The sequence below is a fragment of the Lentzea sp. genome, from assembly GCF_036380075.1.
GTDB lineage: Bacteria > Actinomycetota > Actinomycetes > Mycobacteriales > Pseudonocardiaceae > Lentzea.
Map to the genome: position 1 here is coordinate 15,844 of NZ_DASVFL010000061.1, position 17,640 is coordinate 33,483.

Consider the following 17,640-nt stretch of genomic DNA (forward strand, 5'->3'; position numbering starts at 1 on the left):
CGTCACGCGGTCAGAACTGCAGGCTCCACTTGTCGAGGAACCCGGTGTCCTGGTTGGCGTTGTCGTTGACCCTCAGCTGCCAGGTGCCGTTGGCGACCTCGCTGGAGGCGTTGACGGTGTAGGTGGTATTGATGTTGTCGGCGCTGCCGCCGGTGCGGTTGTGCAGGACGTAGGCGGTGCCGTCCGGGGCGATGAGCTCGACGCGCAGGTCGCCCTGGTAGGTGTGCTTGATGTCCACGCCGACCTTGAGGGTCGACGGCGCGTTGCCGGTCACCTCGGACACCGCGATGGGCGAGGTGATCGTGGAGTTGTCCGCGATCGTGAAGTCGGTGGCGTTCTCGAAGTACTTGCCGGGCAGCGGCGGGTCGACGCCGCAGTACTGCGCTTCCTTGCCGATGGCCTCGTACGGGCAGTCGGCGCGTTCGAGCAGCTGCAGTACGGCCTCCTTGTTGCGGGAGGTCTGCGCGGGGATCACCTCGTCGGGCGGGTAGAAGCCGCCGCCACCGCTGCTGCCGGGGTACATCTCGAAGGTGTAGGCGAAGACGCCCTGCGTGCCCCACAGCCAGTCGGGGATGGAGCCGTCGGTGATGTACAGGTCGCTGGACTGCTCGGGGGTGTAGCCGTTGCTGGCGGCCATGGACTGGCCGATGGTGGCGAACGTGTCGCGCTGGTCCTGGGTCAGGCCGGGCGCGACGTCGTCGTAGGTCCAGCCCCACGGCCACAGGATGAGCTCGCTGTAGGTGTGGAAGTCGATGGACGCGGTGATCTGCTGCTTGCCGCCGACGCTGCGGCCGCGCACGAAGTCGGACACGACCTTGACCTCGGGGGCGGACGCCGCGCTGGGGCCGCGGTAGGTCTCGGAGCCGGTGCTGCCGCTGGAGCCGCCGCAGCAGCCCCACTTGTAGTCCCAGTTGCGGTTGAGGTCGGTGCCGACGTTGCTGGACCCGGCGTTGGGCTGCCGGTTCTTGCGCCACGACCGGTAGCTGCCGGTCGCGATGTCGTACTCGCCGCCGTCGGGGTTGACGTCCGGGATGATCCAGATCTCGCGGGTGTCGACGAGGCCCTTGATCCGCGCGTCGGTCGCGTACTGGGTCGTGAACTGGTTGACCAGGTACAGCGCCATCTCGACGGTGAGGTGCTCACGGGCGTGCTGGTGGTGCGTGAACAGCACCTCCGGCTCGTTCTCGTCGACGCCGACGTTGTCGCTGATCTTGAGCGCGATGATGTCGCGGTTCTCGTAGGACTTGCCGATGACCTGCTTGGAGATCAGGTTCGGGTACGCGGCGACGGCCGCGTTGATCTCGGCGGTCATCTCGGCGTAGTTGTGGTAGTTCGAGTCGGCCGCGGGGAAGTCGAACGGGCCGATCGCCGAGTTCGCCTCCATCCGCTTGGGCAGCTCGGTGACGTCGAAGCCCTGGGCCTTGAGGCTCTTGGCCTCGCGTTCGGTCGCGGTGATCACGACGATGCCGTGCTCCTCGACCGAGTCGATCGCGGCACCGGACTTCGCGAGCTTGGAGCGCTGCTCGGCGGTGCGGACGTTGCCGACCTGGTAGTTGGTCGACGTCTCCTGGGCGCCGGGGGCCGCGCCGGTCGGCACGCCTCCCATGGCGAACACGGCGCTCGCGGCGACGGTGACCCCGATCAGGGGTCTGAGATGGCTCTTTCGCATGCAGGGCAACCCTTCCGGACCACGGCAGGACATGGCTCCGCCAAGTGAAGTGGGTGTGAAGCCCCACTGTCATCCCGCCATCCGTATGGGGTTGCCAGGTGAGATGGCGCAACGCCCGATCGCGGAAAACCGCGGTCGGTGCGGCCCGGTCTCTGCCAGGCTGGCGGGCATGGCCTCAGATCCGAAATCCGACCTGCACCGCTACCTGCGCGTGGCGCGCGAGACCGTGCTCTGGAAGCTCGAGGGCCTGTCGGAGTACGACGTGCGCCGCCCGCTCACCGCGACGGGCACGAACCTGCTGGGCCTGGTCAAGCACCTCGCGTCCACCGAACAGGGCTACTTCGGCGACTGCATGGGCCGCTCGTTCGGTGAGAAGCTGCCGTGGCTGGACGAGTCCGAGACCGACCCGAACGCGGACATGTTCGCCACCGCCGCGGAGTCGCGTGAGGACATCCTGGCCCTGTACGAGCGGGTCGCGGCCTTCGCGGACGCGGTGATCACCGAGCTGCCTTTGGACGCGCCGGGTGTGGTGCCGTGGTGGCCGGAGGAGCGCAAGTACGTGACGTTGCACCTGCTGCTGGTGCACATGATCGCGGAGACGAACCGGCACGCCGGGCACGCGGACATCCTGCGCGAGGGGCTGGACGGGGAGGCCGGGTTGCGGCAGGGGAACTCGAACCTGCCGGAGCAGGACTGGGCCGGGTATTGGGCTCGGGTGGAGGCCGTGGCCCGGGAGGCTTCGGGGTTGGCCTGACGTCGAGGGGTGCGGGCCGGGTGGGCGCTCACCGGCTGGGAAAGGCGCTGACACGGCCCGCGGGTCGATCGATACTGCGGGGCATGGGCAAGGAATACGAGCGCATCGAGCCGCGGCTGTGGGAGTTCATCGAGAACCAGAAGGTGTTCTTCGTCGCCAGTGCTCCGCTGGCCGGGGACGGGCACGTCAACCTCTCGCCCAAGGGCCGGCAGGGGACGCTGCGGATCCTGGACGACCGCACGGTGGCCTACCTGGACTTCGGCGGCAGTCACGCCGAGACGATCGCGCACCTGCGGGAGAACGGGCGCATCACGTTGATGTGGTGTGCGTTCGAAGGGGCGCCGAACATCGTGCGCATCCACGGGCGTGGTGAGCCCGTGTTCCGCGACGACCCGCGGTTCGGTGAGCTGGTGGCGGGGTTCGGGGAGGCGGACGGGCCGGCGTTGCGGGCGGTGGTCGTGGTGTCGGCGGAGCTGATCAGCGACACGTGCGGGTTCGCGGTGCCGTTCATGGACTACCGGTCGGAGCGGGACCTGCACGCGGACTACTTCGGACGCAAGAGCGACGAGGAGTTCCGCGAGTACACGGGCAAGAAGCCGTACAACAACGCGAGCATCGACGGGTTGCCGGCCGTGCCGTTGCCCCTGCCCGCCCGGCAGGAGTCAGCTCGGCAGGAGTCGGCCTGGGTGGGGTCAGCTGGACAGGAAGCGGTCCAGCACGCGGGCGCCGAACTCCAGGCCTGAGACGGGGACGCGTTCGTCGACGCCGTGGGCCATGGCGCGGTAGTCGTAGCCGGGCGGGAGCTGCAGCGGGGAGAAGCCGTAGCAGTCGATGCCGAGCTTGCTGAACGCCTTGGCGTCGGTGCCGCCGCCCAGGCAGTACGGGACGACCACGGCGCTGGGGTCTTCTGCGCGCAGCGCGTCGGCCATGGCGGCGAACCACGGGCTGTCGATCGGTGCCTCGACGGGTGGCTGGTGTTCGAGGAACTCGCGGGTCACGCCTTCGGACAGCAGCGAGTCGATGGTGGCGACGAGCTCGTCGACGGTGCCGGGCAGGGTGCGGACGTCGACCTGGGCGGTGGCGGTGCCGGGGATGACGTTGACCTTGTAGCCGGCCTGCAGCATCGTCGGCGTGGTCGAGCAGCGCACGGTGTTCTCGACCAGCTTGGCGGCGGGGCCGAGGCGGGCGATGGTGGCGTCGACGTCGTCGAGGTCGACCTCCACGCCCAGCGCTTTGCCCGCTTCGACGAGGAACGCCTCGACGGTCGGGGTGAGCCGCACCGGGTGTTCGTGGGCGGCCAGCCGGGCCAGGGAGGTGACCAGCGCGGTGACGGCGTTGGACGGGTTGCGGCGCGACCCGTGCCCGGCGCGGCCGGTGGCGGTGAGCTTCATGTGGGAGGTGCCGCGTTCGGCGGTGCCGACCGGGTACAGGCGCACGCCGTCGACGTCGTAGGAGAACCCGCCGGACTCGCTGATCGCGGCCGTCACCCCGGCGAAGTGGGCGGCGTGGTGCTCGACGAGCCAGTGCGCGCCGTGGACGCCCTGGTCCTCCTCGTCGGCGACGAACGCCAGCACGACGTCGCGGCGCGGCCGGCGGCCCTCGGTGTGCCAGCGGTGCACGACGGCCAGCGTCATCGCGGCCATGTCCTTCATGTCGACGGCGCCGCGGCCGTGCACGAACCCGTCGCGGATCTCGCCGCCGAACGGGTCGAAGCTCCACTCGGCGGGGTCGGCGGGCACGACGTCGAGGTGCGCCTGCACGAGCACGGCGGGCAGGGCCGGGTCGGTGCCGGGGACGCGGGCGAGGACGTTGGTGCGGCGCGGCGCGGGTTCGAGCAGGGTGGCCTGCACGCCGCTGTCGTGCAGGACGGCGGCGACGTGTTCGGCGGCCTCGCGTTCGCCGGCGGACTCGCCGCCGCCGCGGTTGGTCGTGTCGAAGCGGATGAGCTGCGCGCACAGTCGCGCCACGTCCAGCGGCATGTCCGCCACCCTACGTTTCAGCCGTAGACGTCCTCGACCGCCCCGGCCGCGACGTAGGTGACCACCTTGAACGCCTTCATGGCGTCGGTCATGGTCTCGGCGTCGAACCCGACGCGGCGCACGCCGAGGTGCTCGACGGTGGGCACGAGGGCGGCGGCGTCGGCGAGGTGGCTGGCGTCGAACTCGATCTCGATGCGGTGCGCGGTCGGGCTGGGGCGCACCTGGCCGGCCGACGCCATCGCCGTGCGGGCCGCGGCGGTGATCCGTTCGGAGGTCACGGCGGGTGGCAGGCACAGGGCCGCGTACCGCGACACGCACTCCTTGACCACCACGAACTCGACCGACGGGGCGTAGGTGGAGGCGGCCTCGACGCACGTGAGGTTGTCGCCGGTGACGAGCAGCACCGGTACGCCGTACTCGGCGGCGAGCGCGGCGTTGAGGTGTCCTTCGGAGGCGGGCACGCCGTCGAGCCACACGCCGGTGATCGAGTTCTCCAGGTAGGTGTGGGCGAGCACGCCGGGGGCGCCGGCGCCGGTGTGGTAGCCGAGGAACACGACGCCGGCCACGTCGCCGCGGATGCCCTCCATCATCGACAGTGGTTTGTGCCGGCCGGTGAGCAGCACGGCCGACGGGTGCAGGTCCTCCAGCAGCAGGTTGCGCTGCGAGGAGTGGGCCTCGTTGACCACGACGCCGGTCGCGCCGCCCACGAGCAGGCCGGTGACGCAGGCGTTGACGTCACCGGTGAACAGGCGCCGGAACCGTTGCCACTGCTCGGTTCCCGGCACGACGTCCCCGGTCCACGTGACGCCGGTGGCGCCCTCCATGTCCGCTGAGATCAGGATCCGCACATCTCGGTAAGTTAGCGGCGTCTTCCGGGGAAGTGGGGTTTTCGTGCGGGTGAAGTTGGGCGCGTTGCTCGCGGTCGCCGGGTTGCTGGGCACGGGCGCGCCGCCGTCGCACGCTCAGGCGCCGGTCGTGCTGAAGGTCGCGATCGTGCAGCAGATCGACTCGCTGAACCCGTTCCTCGCGGTGTTCCAGTCGAGCACGGAGATCGGCCGGCTGATGTACGACCCCCTCACGGCGTACGCGGCCGCCGACCAGGCCGTCACCGAGGGCCTGGCGAACCGGTGGGAACCCTCGGCCGACAAGCTCACGTGGACGTTCACCGTGCCGGCGGGCAAGACGTGGTCGGACGGGCAGCCGATCACCGCCCGCGACGTCGCGTTCACCTACAACCTCATGCTCACCGACGAGGTCGCCCGCACCGCCAACGGCAGCTTCGTCACCAACTTCGACACCGTCACCGCCCCCGACGACCGGACCGTGGTCATCAGGACCAAGGCACCGCAGGTCACCATGCTGGCCCTGGACATCCCGATCGTGCCGAAGCACGTGTGGGAGAAGGTCACCAGCGTCAAGGACCACACCGACGACCGGGGGCCGGTCGTCGGCTCGGGCCCGTTCGTGCTGACCGAGCACGTGCCGGGCCAGTTCCTCAAGCTCAAGGCCAACAAGAGCTACTGGCGCGGCGCCCCGAAGTACGACGAGCTGCACTTCGTGTACTTCCAGAACTCCGACGCCGCGGTGCAGGCGCTGGGCAAGGGCGAGGTCGACCTGGTCAACCGGATGGCGCCCGCCCAGTTCGACTCGCTGGGCGACAGGCAGGGCGTCACCCGCAACCGGGCGCAGGGCCGCCGCTTCACCGAGCTGCTGGTCAACCCCGGCGCGCAGACCCGCACCGGCGAACCGATCGGCGACGGCAACCCCGCGCTGCGCGACGTCCGGGTGCGCCGGGCGATCGCGCAGGCCATCGACCTCGACGCCCTCGTGCAGCGGGTCAACCTCGGCTACGCGGAGAAGGGCGCCGGGATCGTGCCGCCGGTGTTCTCCCGGTGGCACTGGCAACCCACGCCGGAGCAGCGGCGCACATTCGACCCGGCCGCCGCCAACGCCGCCCTCGACGCCGCCGGCCACCCTCGCGGGGCCGACGGCACCCGGTTCACGCTGCGGCTGGCGGGCCGGGCGGGACGCGCCTACGACGAGCAGGCGAGCGAGTACCTGCGGCGGTCGATGAGCGACATCGGCATCGCCTTGGACGTGCGGCTGGTGTCGGACAACCAGCTCAACGAGGTGACCACCGCCGCGACCTACGACCTGGCGTTCTCCGGCTGGGCGGCCAGCGTGGACCCGGACTTCGTGCTGGGCCTGCACACGTGCGGCCAGCGACCGGGCGCCGACGGCAAGGGCGGCACCACCGACGCCTACTTCTGCGACGCCACCTACGACGAGCTCTACGCCCGGCAGCTCTCGGAGTTCGACGAGACCAAGCGGCAGGACCTGGTGAAGCGGATGCAGGCCCGCTTCTACGACCAGGTGCCCGCGGTCGTGCTCGCCTACGACAACGCGCTGGAGGCCTACCGCTCCGACCGGTTCGCGAAGTTCACGACCCAGCCCGCGCAGGGCGGCGTGATCATGGCGCAGCACGGCGTGTGGGGCTACTACGGCGCCGAACCCGCCGGACAGGCCGCCCCTGCCGCACGGGGCTGGGGCGGGCTCGCGGCGTTCGCCGCGGCGTGCGCGTCGATGCTGATGCTGATCGCGGTCTACGTGCGCAGGCGCCGGGCCACGGCCGACGAGCGCGAGTGAACGGTGCGGCTGGCCGGTCGGTTCGGTGGTGCGGCGCTGAGCCTGGTGATGGTGGCGGTGCTGGGGTTCTTCCTGTTCCGGGTGGTGCCCGGTGACCCGGTCGTGTCGATGACGCGCGGCCGTCCGACAACGGCGGCGGCGCAGGACGCGCTGCGGGCCCAGTTCGGCCTGGACCGTCCGCTGCACGAGCAGTTCTGGTCCTACTTCACCGGGTTGCTGCGCGGTGACCTGGGCACGTCGTTCACGTTCCGCCGCCCGGTCGCCGAGGTGATCGGGGACCGGATCGGCCCGACGCTGCTGCTGGTCGGCACGTCGACGTTGGTCGCGGTGCTGCTGGGGCTGTGGCTGGGGGTGCGGGCGGGGTGGCGGCGCGGCTCGGTGTTCGACCGGGTCACGACGGGGGCGTCGCTGGCGTTGTGGTCGGTGCCGACGTTCTGGCTCGGCATGCTGCTGATGATGGCGACGGGCGAGGTGTTCCCGTCGCGGGGCATGCGCGACACCGACACGGCACCGGACTTCGTCTCGCAGTCCCTCGACGTCGCGCACCACCTGGTGCTGCCGTCGGTGACGCTGGTGGCGGTGGTGTGCGCGGAGTACGTGCTGGTGATGCGGTCGTCGCTGCTGCAGGAGACGGCCGCGCCCTACCTGGTGACGGCGCGCGCGAAGGGCTTGCGCGACGACCTGGTGCGCCGCCGCCACGCCGTGCCGAACGCGGTGCTGCCGGCGATCACGCTGGTGTTCCTGCGGTTCGGGCTGGTCGTCGGCGGCGCGATCACGACGGAGACGGTGTTCTCGTGGCCGGGTCTGGGGTTGTTGTTCTACGACGCGCTGACCGGCCCGGACTACTTCCTGCTGCAGGGGCTGCTGGTGGTGACGGCGGCCGCGGTGGTGGTGATGAACCTGCTGGCCGACCTGCTGCACGGCGTCCTGGACCCGCGGGTGGAGGTCGTATGAGCAGGGGCGTGTTCCCGGCGGACAGGGCCGGTGTGGCGGGCGCGGTGGTGCTGGCCGTGGCCGCGCTCGTGGCTCTCGCCGCGCCGCTGCTCGTCCCCGCGGACGCGCTCGACGTCACGCGGGTGAGCGACGCGGCCTGGCAACCGCCGGGCGCCGGTCATTGGCTGGGGACCGACCACACGGGCCGTTCGGTGGCGCTGCTGGTGGTGCGGGGCACGGGCACGTCGTTGTTCGTCGGGCTGACGGCGGCGGTGCTGTCGGTGGGCATCGGCACGCTCGTCGGGATCCTGAGCGGCCACGTCGGCGGCCTGTTCTCCGGTGCGCTGCTGCGGGTCACGGACTTCTTCCTGGTGCTGCCGTCGCTAGTGCTGGCGATCGCGTTGTCGACGGTGCTGCCCCGCGGCCTGGGCACGATCGTCGTGGCGATCGGGCTGACCAGCTGGCCGTCGACGGCGCGGATGGTGCGGGCGCAGACGCTCACGGTCGAGGCCCGGCCGTTCGTGGACCGCGCCCGCGCGCTCGGCGGCGGCCACGTACACGTGGTCGTGCGGCACGTGCTGCCGGCGGTGGTGCCGCTGGTGCTGGTCAACGCGACGCTGGCGGTGGCGTCGTCGATCGTGGCGGAGTCGACGCTCGCGTTCCTGGGCCTGGGGGACCCGACGCGGATCTCGTGGGGCGCGCTGCTGCACCAGGCGCAGCTGCACGGCGCGGTGCCGCGGGGGGCGTGGTGGTTCCTGCTGCCGCCGGGCCTCGCGATCGTGGTGGTCGTGCTGGCGTTCACGCTCGTGGGCCGCGCCCTCGAAGCCGTCGTGACGCCGAGGGGGTGACCGGGTGCTGGAGCTGAGGAACCTCACCGTCCACTACGGGCACACCCGCGTCGTCGACGACGTGACGCTGTCCCTGGCGCCCGGTCAGACGCTCGGGCTGGCGGGCGAGTCGGGGTCGGGCAAGTCGACGGTCGCGCTGTCGGTGCTGCGCCTGCTGCCCAAGACCGCCCGCGTCGACGGGGACGTCCTGCTCGACGGCGAGGACGTGCGGTCGATGTCGTGGGGACGGCTGCGGGCGGTGCGGTGGGCGTCGGCGTCGATCGTGTTCCAGGGCGCGATGCACTCGCTCAACCCGGTGCACCGCGTCGGCGACCAGATCGCCGAACCGATGCGCCTGCACGGCACGTCCGGCAATGTCGGCGACCTGCTGGAGCAGGTGGAGCTGCCGCGGGAGAAGGCGCAGGCGTACCCGCACGAGCTCTCGGGCGGGCAGAAGCAGCGGGTGATGATCGCAATGGCGCTGGCGTGCGGGCCGCGGCTGGTGGTCGCGGACGAGCCGACGACGGCGCTGGACGTGATCGTGCAGGCCCGGGTGCTGGGCCTGGTGACGCGCCTGGTCGCCGAGCGGGGCCTCGGGCTGCTGATGATCAGCCACGACCTGTCGGTGCTGGCGGGGACCTGCGACGACCTGGCCGTGCTGCACCGCGGCGCGCTGGTCGAACGCGGCCCGGCCCGCGAGGTGGTCGCCCGCCCGCGGCACCCGCACACGGCGGCGCTGGCCGCGGCGTTCCCGGTGATCGGCGACCCGGCGCACCGCCGGGTCGGCCCCGCTCCCGCGCGCGAGCCGTTGTTGCAGGTCCGCGACCTGGTGGTCGACTACGGCCGCACCCGCGCGGTCGACGGCGTGGACCTGGCGGTCGGACGCGGGGAGGTCGTGGCGCTGGTGGGCCGGTCCGGGTCCGGCAAGACGACCCTGGCCCGCGCGATCATGGGCCTGCACAAGCCGGCCTCGGGGCGGGTGGTGTTCGACGGGGCCGAGGTGCCGTCGAAGGGCCGGGGGCTCAAGGCGTTCCGGCGGCAGGTCCAGCTGGTGCTGCAGGACCCGGCGAGCGCGTTGAACCCCCGTCACCGCGTGCGGGACGCCGTCGCCGAGGGGCTGCGGGTGCACGGTGTCGGCGGTGACGTGGACGCGCTGGTCGCGGCCGCGGTGGAACGGGCGGAGCTGCGGCCGGCGAGCCGGTACCTGGACTCGTTGCCGCACGAGCTGTCCGGCGGGCAGCAGCAGCGGGTGGTGATCGCCGGCGCCCTGGTGCTGCAGCCGCGGCTGCTGGTGGCGGACGAGCCCGTCGCGTCGCTGGACGCGTCGGTGCGCGGGGAGGTCGTGGCGCTGCTGCTGCGGTTGCGCGCCGAGCTGGGCCTGGCGACGTTGCTGATCACGCACGACCTGGGGCTGGCGTGGCAGATCGCCGACCGGGTGGCGGTGATGCACGAGGGCGCGATCGTGGAGGAAGGCCCGGCGGACCGGGTCCTGCTCGCCCCGTCGCACGAGTGCACGCGGGCGCTGGTGCGGGCCGTGCCGGCTCTTTAGCCGTCGAGGGTGGCCAGTGCGGCGCGCACGGCGGTCTCGGTGACGCGGTTGCGTTGCCCGGTGGCCCGGCGCAGCGCCTCCTCGAAGTGCTCCCGCGCCAGTACCGGGTCGCCCGCCGAGCGGGCGATGCGGCCGCGTTGCACCGCGATGTGGCAGCGCATCTCGTCCGGCCCGTACCAGCCTCCCGGGGTCAGCTCCCACGCCCTGTCGCACTCGGCGTAGGCGGTCGCGTGGTCGCCGGTGACGCGGGCGAGCTCGGCCAGCCCGAGGTGGGCGCCCGCCTGCAGGACGGGGGCTCCGGCGCGGCGGGCCAGTGCGAGGCCGAGGCCGAAGTCCGCGGCCGCCGCGGCCAGGTCACCGGCGGCGAGGCGGGCGTGGGCGCGGGTGGTGACCGACTCGGCGGTGTCCTCGGTCGCGCCGAGCTCGTCGAGCAGGCCGCGGGCTCGTTCGACGTGCTCGAGCGCGGCGGTGGCGTCGCCGTCGGCGAGTGCGATCTCGCCGAGCTGCCCGAACGCCAGTGCCGCGCCCCACCGGTCGCCGACGCGGGTGAACGCGGCCGCGCCGCGGCGCAGCAGGTCCACACCCGTCGCGGGGTCACCGCTCATCCGGGCCACGAGCCCGTCGCCGACCAGGGCCAGTGCCGCGCTCCACGGGTCGGTGCCGAGCAGGGCGGTGCGGCGGTGCCAGACCTGCGAGTCGTTCTCCGGCGCGCCCAGCGCCATGCCCCACAGCAGGGTGGTGATCGGGTAGCGCGGCGGGGCGTCGAGCGCGGTCATGAGCGCGTCGGCCTGGCGGATGCGGCCGCTCTGGTCGCCGGTGGCGACGGGCCAGGCGGCGAGCAGGCACATGGCGTACTCCTGCTCGTGGCCGGCGGGCGGGGTCTCGCCGCACGCGTGCAGCACGGCGTCGGCCTGCTGGGCGGCTTCGGTGCGCAGGCCGCGGAACCAGTGGTAGGTCGCGAGCGCGGCGACGAGCTCCAGGGCCAGGCCCAGGTCGTGCTCGGTGGCCCAGGTGACGGCGGCGACGAGGTTGTCGTGGTCGGCGGTCAGGCGGGTGAGCCATTCGACCTGGTCGTGCGCGCGCAGGTGCGGTTCGGCCTCGCGGGCGCGGGCGAGGAACCAGCGGGCGTGCCGTTCGCGCAGGTCGGGCGCGTGGCCTTGGCAGAACGCGCGGATCGTGTCGAGCATCCGGTACCGGTCGCCGGCCGTCTCGACGAGCGACTTGTCCACCAGCGAGGTCAGGGTGTCCACGTCGGCCCCGGTGACGGCGGTGACGGCGTCGAGGCAGGCGCCGCCGGAGAAGACGGTGAAGCGGGCGGCGAGGTCGCGTTCGGCGTCGTCGAGCAGGTCCCAGCTCCACTCGACGACGGCGTGCAGCGTGCGGTGCCGCGGCGCGGCGGTGCGGCTGCCCTGGGACAGCAGCCGGAACCGGTCGTCCAGGCGGGCGGCGATCTCGCCGATGGGCAGGGTCCGCACGCGGGCGGCGGCCAGTTCGAGGGCGAGCGCGATGCCGTCCAGGCGCCGGCACACCTCGGCGACCACCTCCGCGGGCGCGGTGAAACCGGGCCGGACGGCGCGGGCGCGGTCGAGGAACAGCCGGGCGGCGGACTCGTCGTCCAGGGCGGTGACCGGGCTGAGGGTCTCGCCGGTGATGCCGAGCGGTTCGCGGCTGGTCGCGAGCACCCGCACGCCGGGGCACGCGGCCAGGAGCCGGCCGAGGACGCGGGCGGCGGTGTCGACGACGTGTTCGCAGTTGTCGACGACGAGCAGGACCTCGCGCACGGCCAGGGCGGCGGTCAGCCGCTCCTCGACACCGGTGGGTGCGGCGGTGAGCAGCCCGGCCTCGCGGGCGCCGACGCCGTCGAGCAGGGCGCGGGCGACGTCGGTGGTGGCGCTGAGGTCGACGAACGCCACCTCGCCCGCGTCGCGGTGGGCGACCTCGACGGCGAGGCGGGTCTTGCCGGTGCCACCGGGCCCGATGAGCGTGACCAGGCGGTGGTGCCGCAGCCACGCCGTCACGCGGCGCAGGTCGTCGTCGCGGCCGACGAAACTGGTCAGCTGCGCGGGTACGCCCCGGTGCGGTGCCGCCGCCCGCAGGAGCTCCAGGTGGGCGGCGGCGAGGGCGGGGGAGGGATCGACGCCGAGCTCGCCGGCCAGCAGCGCCCGGCCCTGCGCGAACACCTGCAACGCCTCGGGCGTGCGGCCGTCGTGGTGCAGGACGCGCATCAACGTCGCCCGCACGTCCTCGCGCAGCGGGTGCTCGGCGAGGAGGTGGCGGAGGTGTTTTTCGGTGCCGCCGGAAAGTGTGCAGGCGATGAGCACTTCTGTCAGCTGCTGCCGTGCCTGCGCCGCGAACGGCGCGTCGACGTCGGCCAGCGCCTCACCGCGCCACAGCCGCAGCGCCTCGGCACCCCTCCCGGCCTCCAGCAGTGCGACGCACCGGTGGGCGTCCACGTCGGACGGGTCGGCGGCGAGCCGGTAGCCGGCGGGGTGGTGTTCGACCACCAGCCCGGGCACGGTCCTGCGCAGCCGGGAGACCTGGGACTGCAGCGCGTTCGCGGCCCCGGCGGGCGGGTCGGGGTAGAGGCCGTCGACGAGGCGGTCGTGCCCGACGATCCGGCCCGCGTCCAGCGCCAGCATGGCCAGCAGGGCCCGTTGCCGGGGCGCGGCGACGGTGAGAACCGCGCCCTGCTCGTCGTACACCTCGACCGGCCCCAGCACCCCGAACCTCACACGGCGTGATTCTTGCGCACCCGGCTGTGTCAGGGGGCGAGTTCGTGCCCGGCGGTCGAGTCGACGTGGCCGGGCACGGTGTCGTGGTGGTCGCCGGTGGTCATGGTGCCGGTGGGTTCGAACATCAGGATCGACGCGCCGCCCGGTGCGGACGGCCGGTGGTAGGTGCCGCGCGGCACCGTGAACACCGCTCCGCGGGCCAGCACGACGGTCCGTTCGCCGGCGGGTTCGCGCAGGGCGATGCGCAGCTCGCCGTCCAGGACGAGGAAGAACTCGTCGGTGTGGTCGTGGACGTGCCAGACGTGCTCGCCGTCGACCTTGGCGATGCGCACGTCGTAGTCGTTGACGCGCGTGACGATGCGCGGGCTCCACAGGGCGTCGAACGACGCGAGGGCGGTGTCGAGAGAGACGGGTTCGGTCACGGCACCCAGCCTGCTCGTTGCCGCCACCCGGACGTGAGTGCTAGGAATCGCACATGCCGCAAGAATCCTCGCACCGGGTCGTGGTGATCGTCGACGAGAACTCCAACCCGTTCGAGCTCGGCTGCGCGACGGAGATCTTCGGCCTGCGCCGCCCGGAGCTGGGCCGCGACCTCTACGACTTCCGCCTGTGCGCGGCCGGACCGGCCACTGGCATGCGTGACGGGTTCTTCACCCTCACCGGGGTCGCCGGCCTCGACGCGGCCGACACCGCGGACACGTTGATCGTCCCGAACCGGCCCGATGTCGCCACCCCGCGCAACCCGGCCGTGCTGGCGGCCATCCGCCGCGCCCACGACCGCGGCGCCCGCCTGGTCGGCTGCTGCAGCGGCGCGTTCACCCTCGCCGAGGCCGGAGTCCTCGACGGCCGCCGCGCGACCGCGCACTGGCAGTGGGCGGAGGAGTTCCGCGCCCGCTTCCCGTCCGTGCGGCTGGAGCCGGACGTGCTGTTCGTCGACGACGGCGACATCCTCACCTCCGCCGGCAGCGCCGCCGCCCTCGACCTCGGCCTGCACCTGGTGCGCCGCGACCACGGCGCCGAGATCGCCAACTCCGTGAGCCGCCGCCTCGTGTTCGCCGCCCACCGCGACGGCGGGCAACGCCAGTTCGTCGAACGCCCGGTTCCCGAGCTGCGCGACGAGTCCCTCGCACCGCTGCTGGCGTGGGCGCAGCAGCACCTCGACACCGCGCTCACCGTCACCGGCCTCGCCGCCCGCGCGAACGTCAGCCCGGCGACGCTGCACCGCCGCTTCCAGGCCCAGCTCGGCACGACGCCGCTGGCGTGGCTGACCGGCGAACGCGTCACGCTGGCGTGCCGGCTGATCGAGCTGGGGGAGCCGCGCCTGGACGTGGTGGCCCGCCGCACCGGCCTGGGCACGGCGGCGAACCTGCGCGCGGTGATGCGCCGCGAGACCGGGCTGAGCCCGTCGGACTACCGCCGCAGGTTCGGGCCGAACGGCGCACAACTCAATCCGCTGAACGGCTGAACACCCGCCACGAACCGCCCAACGCCGGACATCCCGCTCACGAGTGGCCCGTAACCCCCTCACTGCTCCGAATGGACCCTTCACCGTCGCAACCCGGTGACCCCCTGTATTCGATCTGGCACGTGCGGTCTCCTTCCCGGTGGGTCGGGGGACCTAAGCCATTCGAGCGGAGCACCATGAGACGCACCATCACGGTCACGGCCGCGTTGACGGCCACCGTGGCACTCGCCATTCCCGCGCACGCGGCCACCGGCAACCTTCCCGGTGGCACCAGCATCGGCGTCACGATCACCAGCCCGGCGGACAACTCCGTCGTCGTTCCCGGCCCGGTCACGGTGACGGGCAAGGCGTCGATCGGCACCGGCGTCCCGGTCGTCGACACCGCGCTGACCTACGTGCTCGACGTGTCCGGCTCCACCCAGACGAACGTGGCCGCGGGCTGCGGCGGCGACCAGAACGGCGACGGCCAGCCCGCCACGATCCTCGACTGCGAGATCGCCGCCGCCAGGGCGCTCAACGCCAAGGCCGCCGTCCCGAACACCGTCGTGGGCAACGTCGGCGCCGCCGTGTTCGGCGCCAGCGGCCAGTCCGCCGACGTCAGCCCCGCCGGCGGCGACCAGCCGGTCACCGCGCCCACCGCCGACGCCAACGGCAACGGCACGCCCGACATCTTCGAAGCGCTGGGCAGTGCGTTCATCGGCGGCGGCGTGACCCTGTTCACCGCCCGCAACGCCGGCGGCAGCACGAACTTCGTCGGCGGCCTCAACGCCGGCATCGCCTCCGCCACCGCCGCGTCGCAGGCCCGCAAGCTCATGGTGTTCTTCTCCGACGGCGGCTCCACCGACGGCGGCACCGTCGACGCCGCCCTGCAGGACGCCGTCGACGCCGGCATCAAGATCTTCACCTTCGCCGTGTCCAACGCCGCCGCCTGCAACAACAACGGCACCCAGGGCTCGTTGCGCAAGATCGCCGAGACCACCGGCGGCACCTGCACCGAGGTCCCCAACGTCGCCCAGCTGCCCGACGTCGTGCCCGGCGTCATCGCCTCCAAGCTCACGAACCTGACGCTCACGGTCGACAACGGCGCGGACATCCCGGTCACCTCGATCACCCCCGGCCTGCCGCAGGACGGCCCCGCGACCGTCGACTACACCGTCGACACCCCAGCGCTGACCGCCGGCACGCACGAGCTGTGCGTCACCGCCCGCGGCACCGACGGCGGCGGAGCCGGCGGCGTCACCGAGTGCACCACCGTCATCGTCAACGCCCCACCCGTCGTCAAGCCCGGCGGCCCCTACGCCGGCCAGGAAGGCACCGACGTCGCCCTCGCCGGCCTCGTCACCGACCCCGACGGCCCGTCGCTGACCACCACCTGGACCGCCACGCCGCAGTCCGGCGTCGACACGGGCGCCACCTGCTCCTTCGGCAACGCCGCCGCCCAGACCACCACCGTCAAGTGCACCGATGACGGAATCTGGACGCTCAAGCTCACCGCCAGTGACGGCGTCAACCCGCCCGTCACCGCCACCACCACGCTGACGCTGACCAACGTCGCCCCGAAGGTCACCCTCAACGCCGACAAGACGCTCGTCACCCGCGGCACCACCGTGAACTTCAGCGCGCCGTTCACCGACATCGCCACCAATGACAAGCACACCTGCACCCTGAACTTCGACGACGGCAGCCCCACCGTGAACGGCACCGTCAACCAGGGCGCCGGCAGCGGCACCTGCACCGCCTCCCGCACCTTCACCGCACTCGGCCCGCACACCGTCCTGGTCACCGTGACCGACGACGACGGCGACTCCGCCACCGCCGTCCTCAAGGTCGTCGTCTACCTGCGCGGTGAGGCGTGGGCCCTGAACGCGACCGGCCTGATCACCGTCGCCAAGACCCCGCACGCCCAGTGCCCGCCCAACGAGGACAAGACCGTCGCCACCGTGAACGTGCTCGGCCTCGCCTCGGTCAACGCCCTGCACGCCGACTGCACCCTCGACGCCACCACCGGCCGCACCGTCGCCCAGGCCCGCGTCGAAGGCGCCAGCCTGCTCGGCGGCGCGATCACCCTCAACGCCGTCGAGGCCAAGTGCGTCAGCGACGCCGGCGGCGTCACCGGCTCGTCCAAGGTCGGCACCCTCAACGGCCAGCCCATCGGCACCGGACCCGCCACCATCGGCATCCCCGGCGTCGCCACCGTCCACCTCAACGAGACCACCACCGGACCGAACGGCCAGCTCGTCCAGAACGCCGTCCGCGTCCGCACCCTGCTCGGACAGGAGATCATCCTGAGCGCCTGCCGCCTCGGCTGACCGGCCGGCCGAGCCTGATCAGGCCAGCGCCCGCAGGATGATCCTCTCGACCACGCGCGTCTTGGCGTCGGCGTAGTCCTGGACCCTGTCCCAGGACTCGCTCGCCAAGGCGCGCTTGGTCCGTTCGTACTCCTCCCGCGCCGCGTCGTCGGCACGGAGGTGGTTGCGGAACACCAGCATCCGGTCGATCTCCTCACAGGCGGGGGAGAAGACGTGCAGGTTCACGTCCGGCGCCTCGTGCCGCTTGAGCAGCCGGTGCTCGTGCCAGCCGTGCTCCCGCAACCGCAGGTAGTAGCCCGCCCGTTCCAACGCCGGCACATAGGCGTCCTCGTCGTCGGAGTCCGGCACCACCAGCAGGACGTCGATCAACGGCTTGGCCGCAAGGCCGGGTACCGACGTCGACCCGCAGTGCTCCAGCCGCACCACCGTCTCACCGAGCGCGCCGCGGATCCGGTCTTCCTCGACCGCGTACCAGTCCGCCCACGCCGGGTTGTGCTCCTCCAACACCACCCGGCCGGTCCCGGCAGGCGCCTCCGTCACGAACTCCACGTCATCCGACGGCAACCGCCACTCCAGATACGCGCGCTCGAGGATCTCCAGCACCACGGCGTTCTTCGCGGCCGCGTAGTCCTGCACCCGCTCCCAGTCCGACTCCGCCAGCTTCCGCTTCACCGACGCGTACAGCTCCCGGTCCGCCTCGTTCGCGCGCAACCAGTCCCGGACTAGCAGATGCCGCCGCACCTGCGCACACCCGCGCGGGAACACGTGCAGGTTGAT

The 17,640-nt window shown here is 72.5% G+C and carries 14 protein-coding genes; 8 read left to right on the plus strand and 6 right to left on the minus strand.

Annotation, left to right across the window (positions count from 1 at the left end; translation table 11 throughout):
- Nucleotides 1–10 precede the first annotated feature (10 nt).
- Entirely contained in the window at nt 11–1,669 is a 1,659-nt protein-coding gene (locus tag VF330_RS07615; RefSeq protein ID WP_330850794.1) for a M14 family metallopeptidase, read from the minus strand.
- A gap of 169 nt (nt 1,670–1,838) precedes the next feature.
- On the opposite strand from VF330_RS07615, the gene VF330_RS07620 reads away from it, so the two are divergent.
- Together VF330_RS07620 and VF330_RS07625 are read left to right on the plus strand one after the other, a co-directional pair.
- A complete protein-coding gene (locus VF330_RS07620) occupies nt 1,839–2,423 on the plus strand; it encodes a DinB family protein (RefSeq protein ID WP_330850795.1) in 585 nt (194 codons plus the stop codon).
- Between the two features lie 83 nt (nt 2,424–2,506).
- Nucleotides 2,507–3,166, plus strand: coding sequence for a pyridoxamine 5'-phosphate oxidase family protein (locus VF330_RS07625; RefSeq protein ID WP_330850796.1), 660 nt, complete (start codon nt 2,507–2,509; stop codon nt 3,164–3,166).
- On the opposite strand, the gene VF330_RS07630 is transcribed toward VF330_RS07625, so the two are convergent.
- Together VF330_RS07630 and VF330_RS07635 are read right to left on the minus strand one after the other, a co-directional pair.
- Nucleotides 3,116–4,402, minus strand: a complete 1,287-nt coding sequence (locus tag VF330_RS07630) for a M20/M25/M40 family metallo-hydrolase (protein WP_330850797.1) — start codon at nt 4,400–4,402, stop codon at nt 3,116–3,118. The two genes, VF330_RS07625 and VF330_RS07630, sit on opposite strands and share 51 nt — an antisense overlap.
- Before the next feature lie 17 nt (nt 4,403–4,419).
- Complete coding sequence (locus VF330_RS07635; RefSeq protein ID WP_330850798.1) at nt 4,420–5,250, minus strand: M55 family metallopeptidase; 831 nt, start codon at nt 5,248–5,250, stop codon at nt 4,420–4,422.
- Nucleotides 5,251–5,293: 43 nt separating this feature from the next.
- On the opposite strand from VF330_RS07635, the gene VF330_RS07640 reads away from it, so the two are divergent.
- Genes VF330_RS07640 through VF330_RS07655 form a run of 4 tightly spaced genes read left to right on the plus strand, consistent with a single transcriptional unit; the run spans nt 5,294 to nt 10,357 of the window.
- Nucleotides 5,294–7,048, plus strand: a complete 1,755-nt coding sequence (locus VF330_RS07640) for an ABC transporter substrate-binding protein (RefSeq protein ID WP_330850799.1) — start codon at nt 5,294–5,296, stop codon at nt 7,046–7,048.
- Nucleotides 7,049–7,051: 3 nt separating this feature from the next.
- The gene (locus tag VF330_RS07645; protein WP_414675351.1) at nt 7,052–8,002 is read left to right on the plus strand and encodes an ABC transporter permease; all 951 of its coding nucleotides are present in this window, start codon (nt 7,052–7,054) and stop codon (nt 8,000–8,002) included.
- Nucleotides 7,999–8,829 (plus strand): ABC transporter permease, encoded by an 831-nt coding sequence (locus tag VF330_RS07650; RefSeq protein WP_330850800.1) that lies wholly within the window; start codon nt 7,999–8,001, stop codon nt 8,827–8,829. Before VF330_RS07645 ends, VF330_RS07650 begins: the two co-directional genes overlap by 4 nt.
- Nucleotides 8,830–8,833: 4 nt before the next feature.
- Complete coding sequence (locus VF330_RS07655) at nt 8,834–10,357, plus strand: ATP-binding cassette domain-containing protein (RefSeq protein ID WP_414675352.1); 1,524 nt, start codon at nt 8,834–8,836, stop codon at nt 10,355–10,357.
- On the opposite strand, the gene VF330_RS07660 is transcribed toward VF330_RS07655, so the two are convergent.
- Together VF330_RS07660 and VF330_RS07665 are read right to left on the minus strand one after the other, a co-directional pair.
- A complete protein-coding gene (locus tag VF330_RS07660) occupies nt 10,354–13,089 on the minus strand; it encodes a BTAD domain-containing putative transcriptional regulator (RefSeq protein ID WP_330850801.1) in 2,736 nt (911 codons plus the stop codon). The genes VF330_RS07655 and VF330_RS07660 overlap by 4 nt on opposite strands.
- A 29-nt stretch (nt 13,090–13,118) precedes the next feature.
- Entirely contained in the window at nt 13,119–13,511 is a 393-nt protein-coding gene (locus tag VF330_RS07665; RefSeq protein ID WP_330850802.1) for a cupin domain-containing protein, read from the minus strand.
- A 53-nt stretch (nt 13,512–13,564) separates the two neighbouring features.
- Here VF330_RS07665 and VF330_RS07670 point away from each other — a divergent pair, with 53 nt between their 5' ends.
- Together VF330_RS07670 and VF330_RS07675 are read left to right on the plus strand one after the other, a co-directional pair.
- The gene (locus VF330_RS07670) at nt 13,565–14,554 is read left to right on the plus strand and encodes a GlxA family transcriptional regulator (protein ID WP_330850803.1); all 990 of its coding nucleotides are present in this window, start codon (nt 13,565–13,567) and stop codon (nt 14,552–14,554) included.
- Between the two features lie 176 nt (nt 14,555–14,730).
- Nucleotides 14,731–16,863, plus strand: a complete 2,133-nt coding sequence (locus VF330_RS07675) for a choice-of-anchor P family protein (RefSeq protein WP_330850804.1) — start codon at nt 14,731–14,733, stop codon at nt 16,861–16,863.
- 18 nt (nt 16,864–16,881) lie between these two features.
- Here the strand turns inward: VF330_RS07675 and VF330_RS07680 are convergent.
- On the minus strand, nt 16,882–17,640 hold a 759-nt coding region (locus tag VF330_RS07680), incomplete at its 5' end, for a GrpB family protein (protein WP_330850805.1).

Coding starts and splice junctions, on each gene's coding strand:
- VF330_RS07620 (WP_330850795.1), top strand. CDS start 1,839: ATGGCCTCAGATCCGAAATCCGACCTGCACCGCTACCTGCGCGTGGCG.
- VF330_RS07615 (WP_330850794.1), bottom strand. CDS start 1,669: ATGCGAAAGAGCCATCTCAGACCCCTGATCGGGGTCACCGTCGCCGCG.
- VF330_RS07675 (WP_330850804.1), top strand. CDS start 14,731: ATGAGACGCACCATCACGGTCACGGCCGCGTTGACGGCCACCGTGGCA.
- VF330_RS07650 (WP_330850800.1), top strand. CDS start 7,999: ATGAGCAGGGGCGTGTTCCCGGCGGACAGGGCCGGTGTGGCGGGCGCG.
- VF330_RS07625 (WP_330850796.1), top strand. CDS start 2,507: ATGGGCAAGGAATACGAGCGCATCGAGCCGCGGCTGTGGGAGTTCATC.
- VF330_RS07630 (WP_330850797.1), bottom strand. CDS start 4,402: ATGCCGCTGGACGTGGCGCGACTGTGCGCGCAGCTCATCCGCTTCGAC.
- VF330_RS07670 (WP_330850803.1), top strand. CDS start 13,565: ATGCCGCAAGAATCCTCGCACCGGGTCGTGGTGATCGTCGACGAGAAC.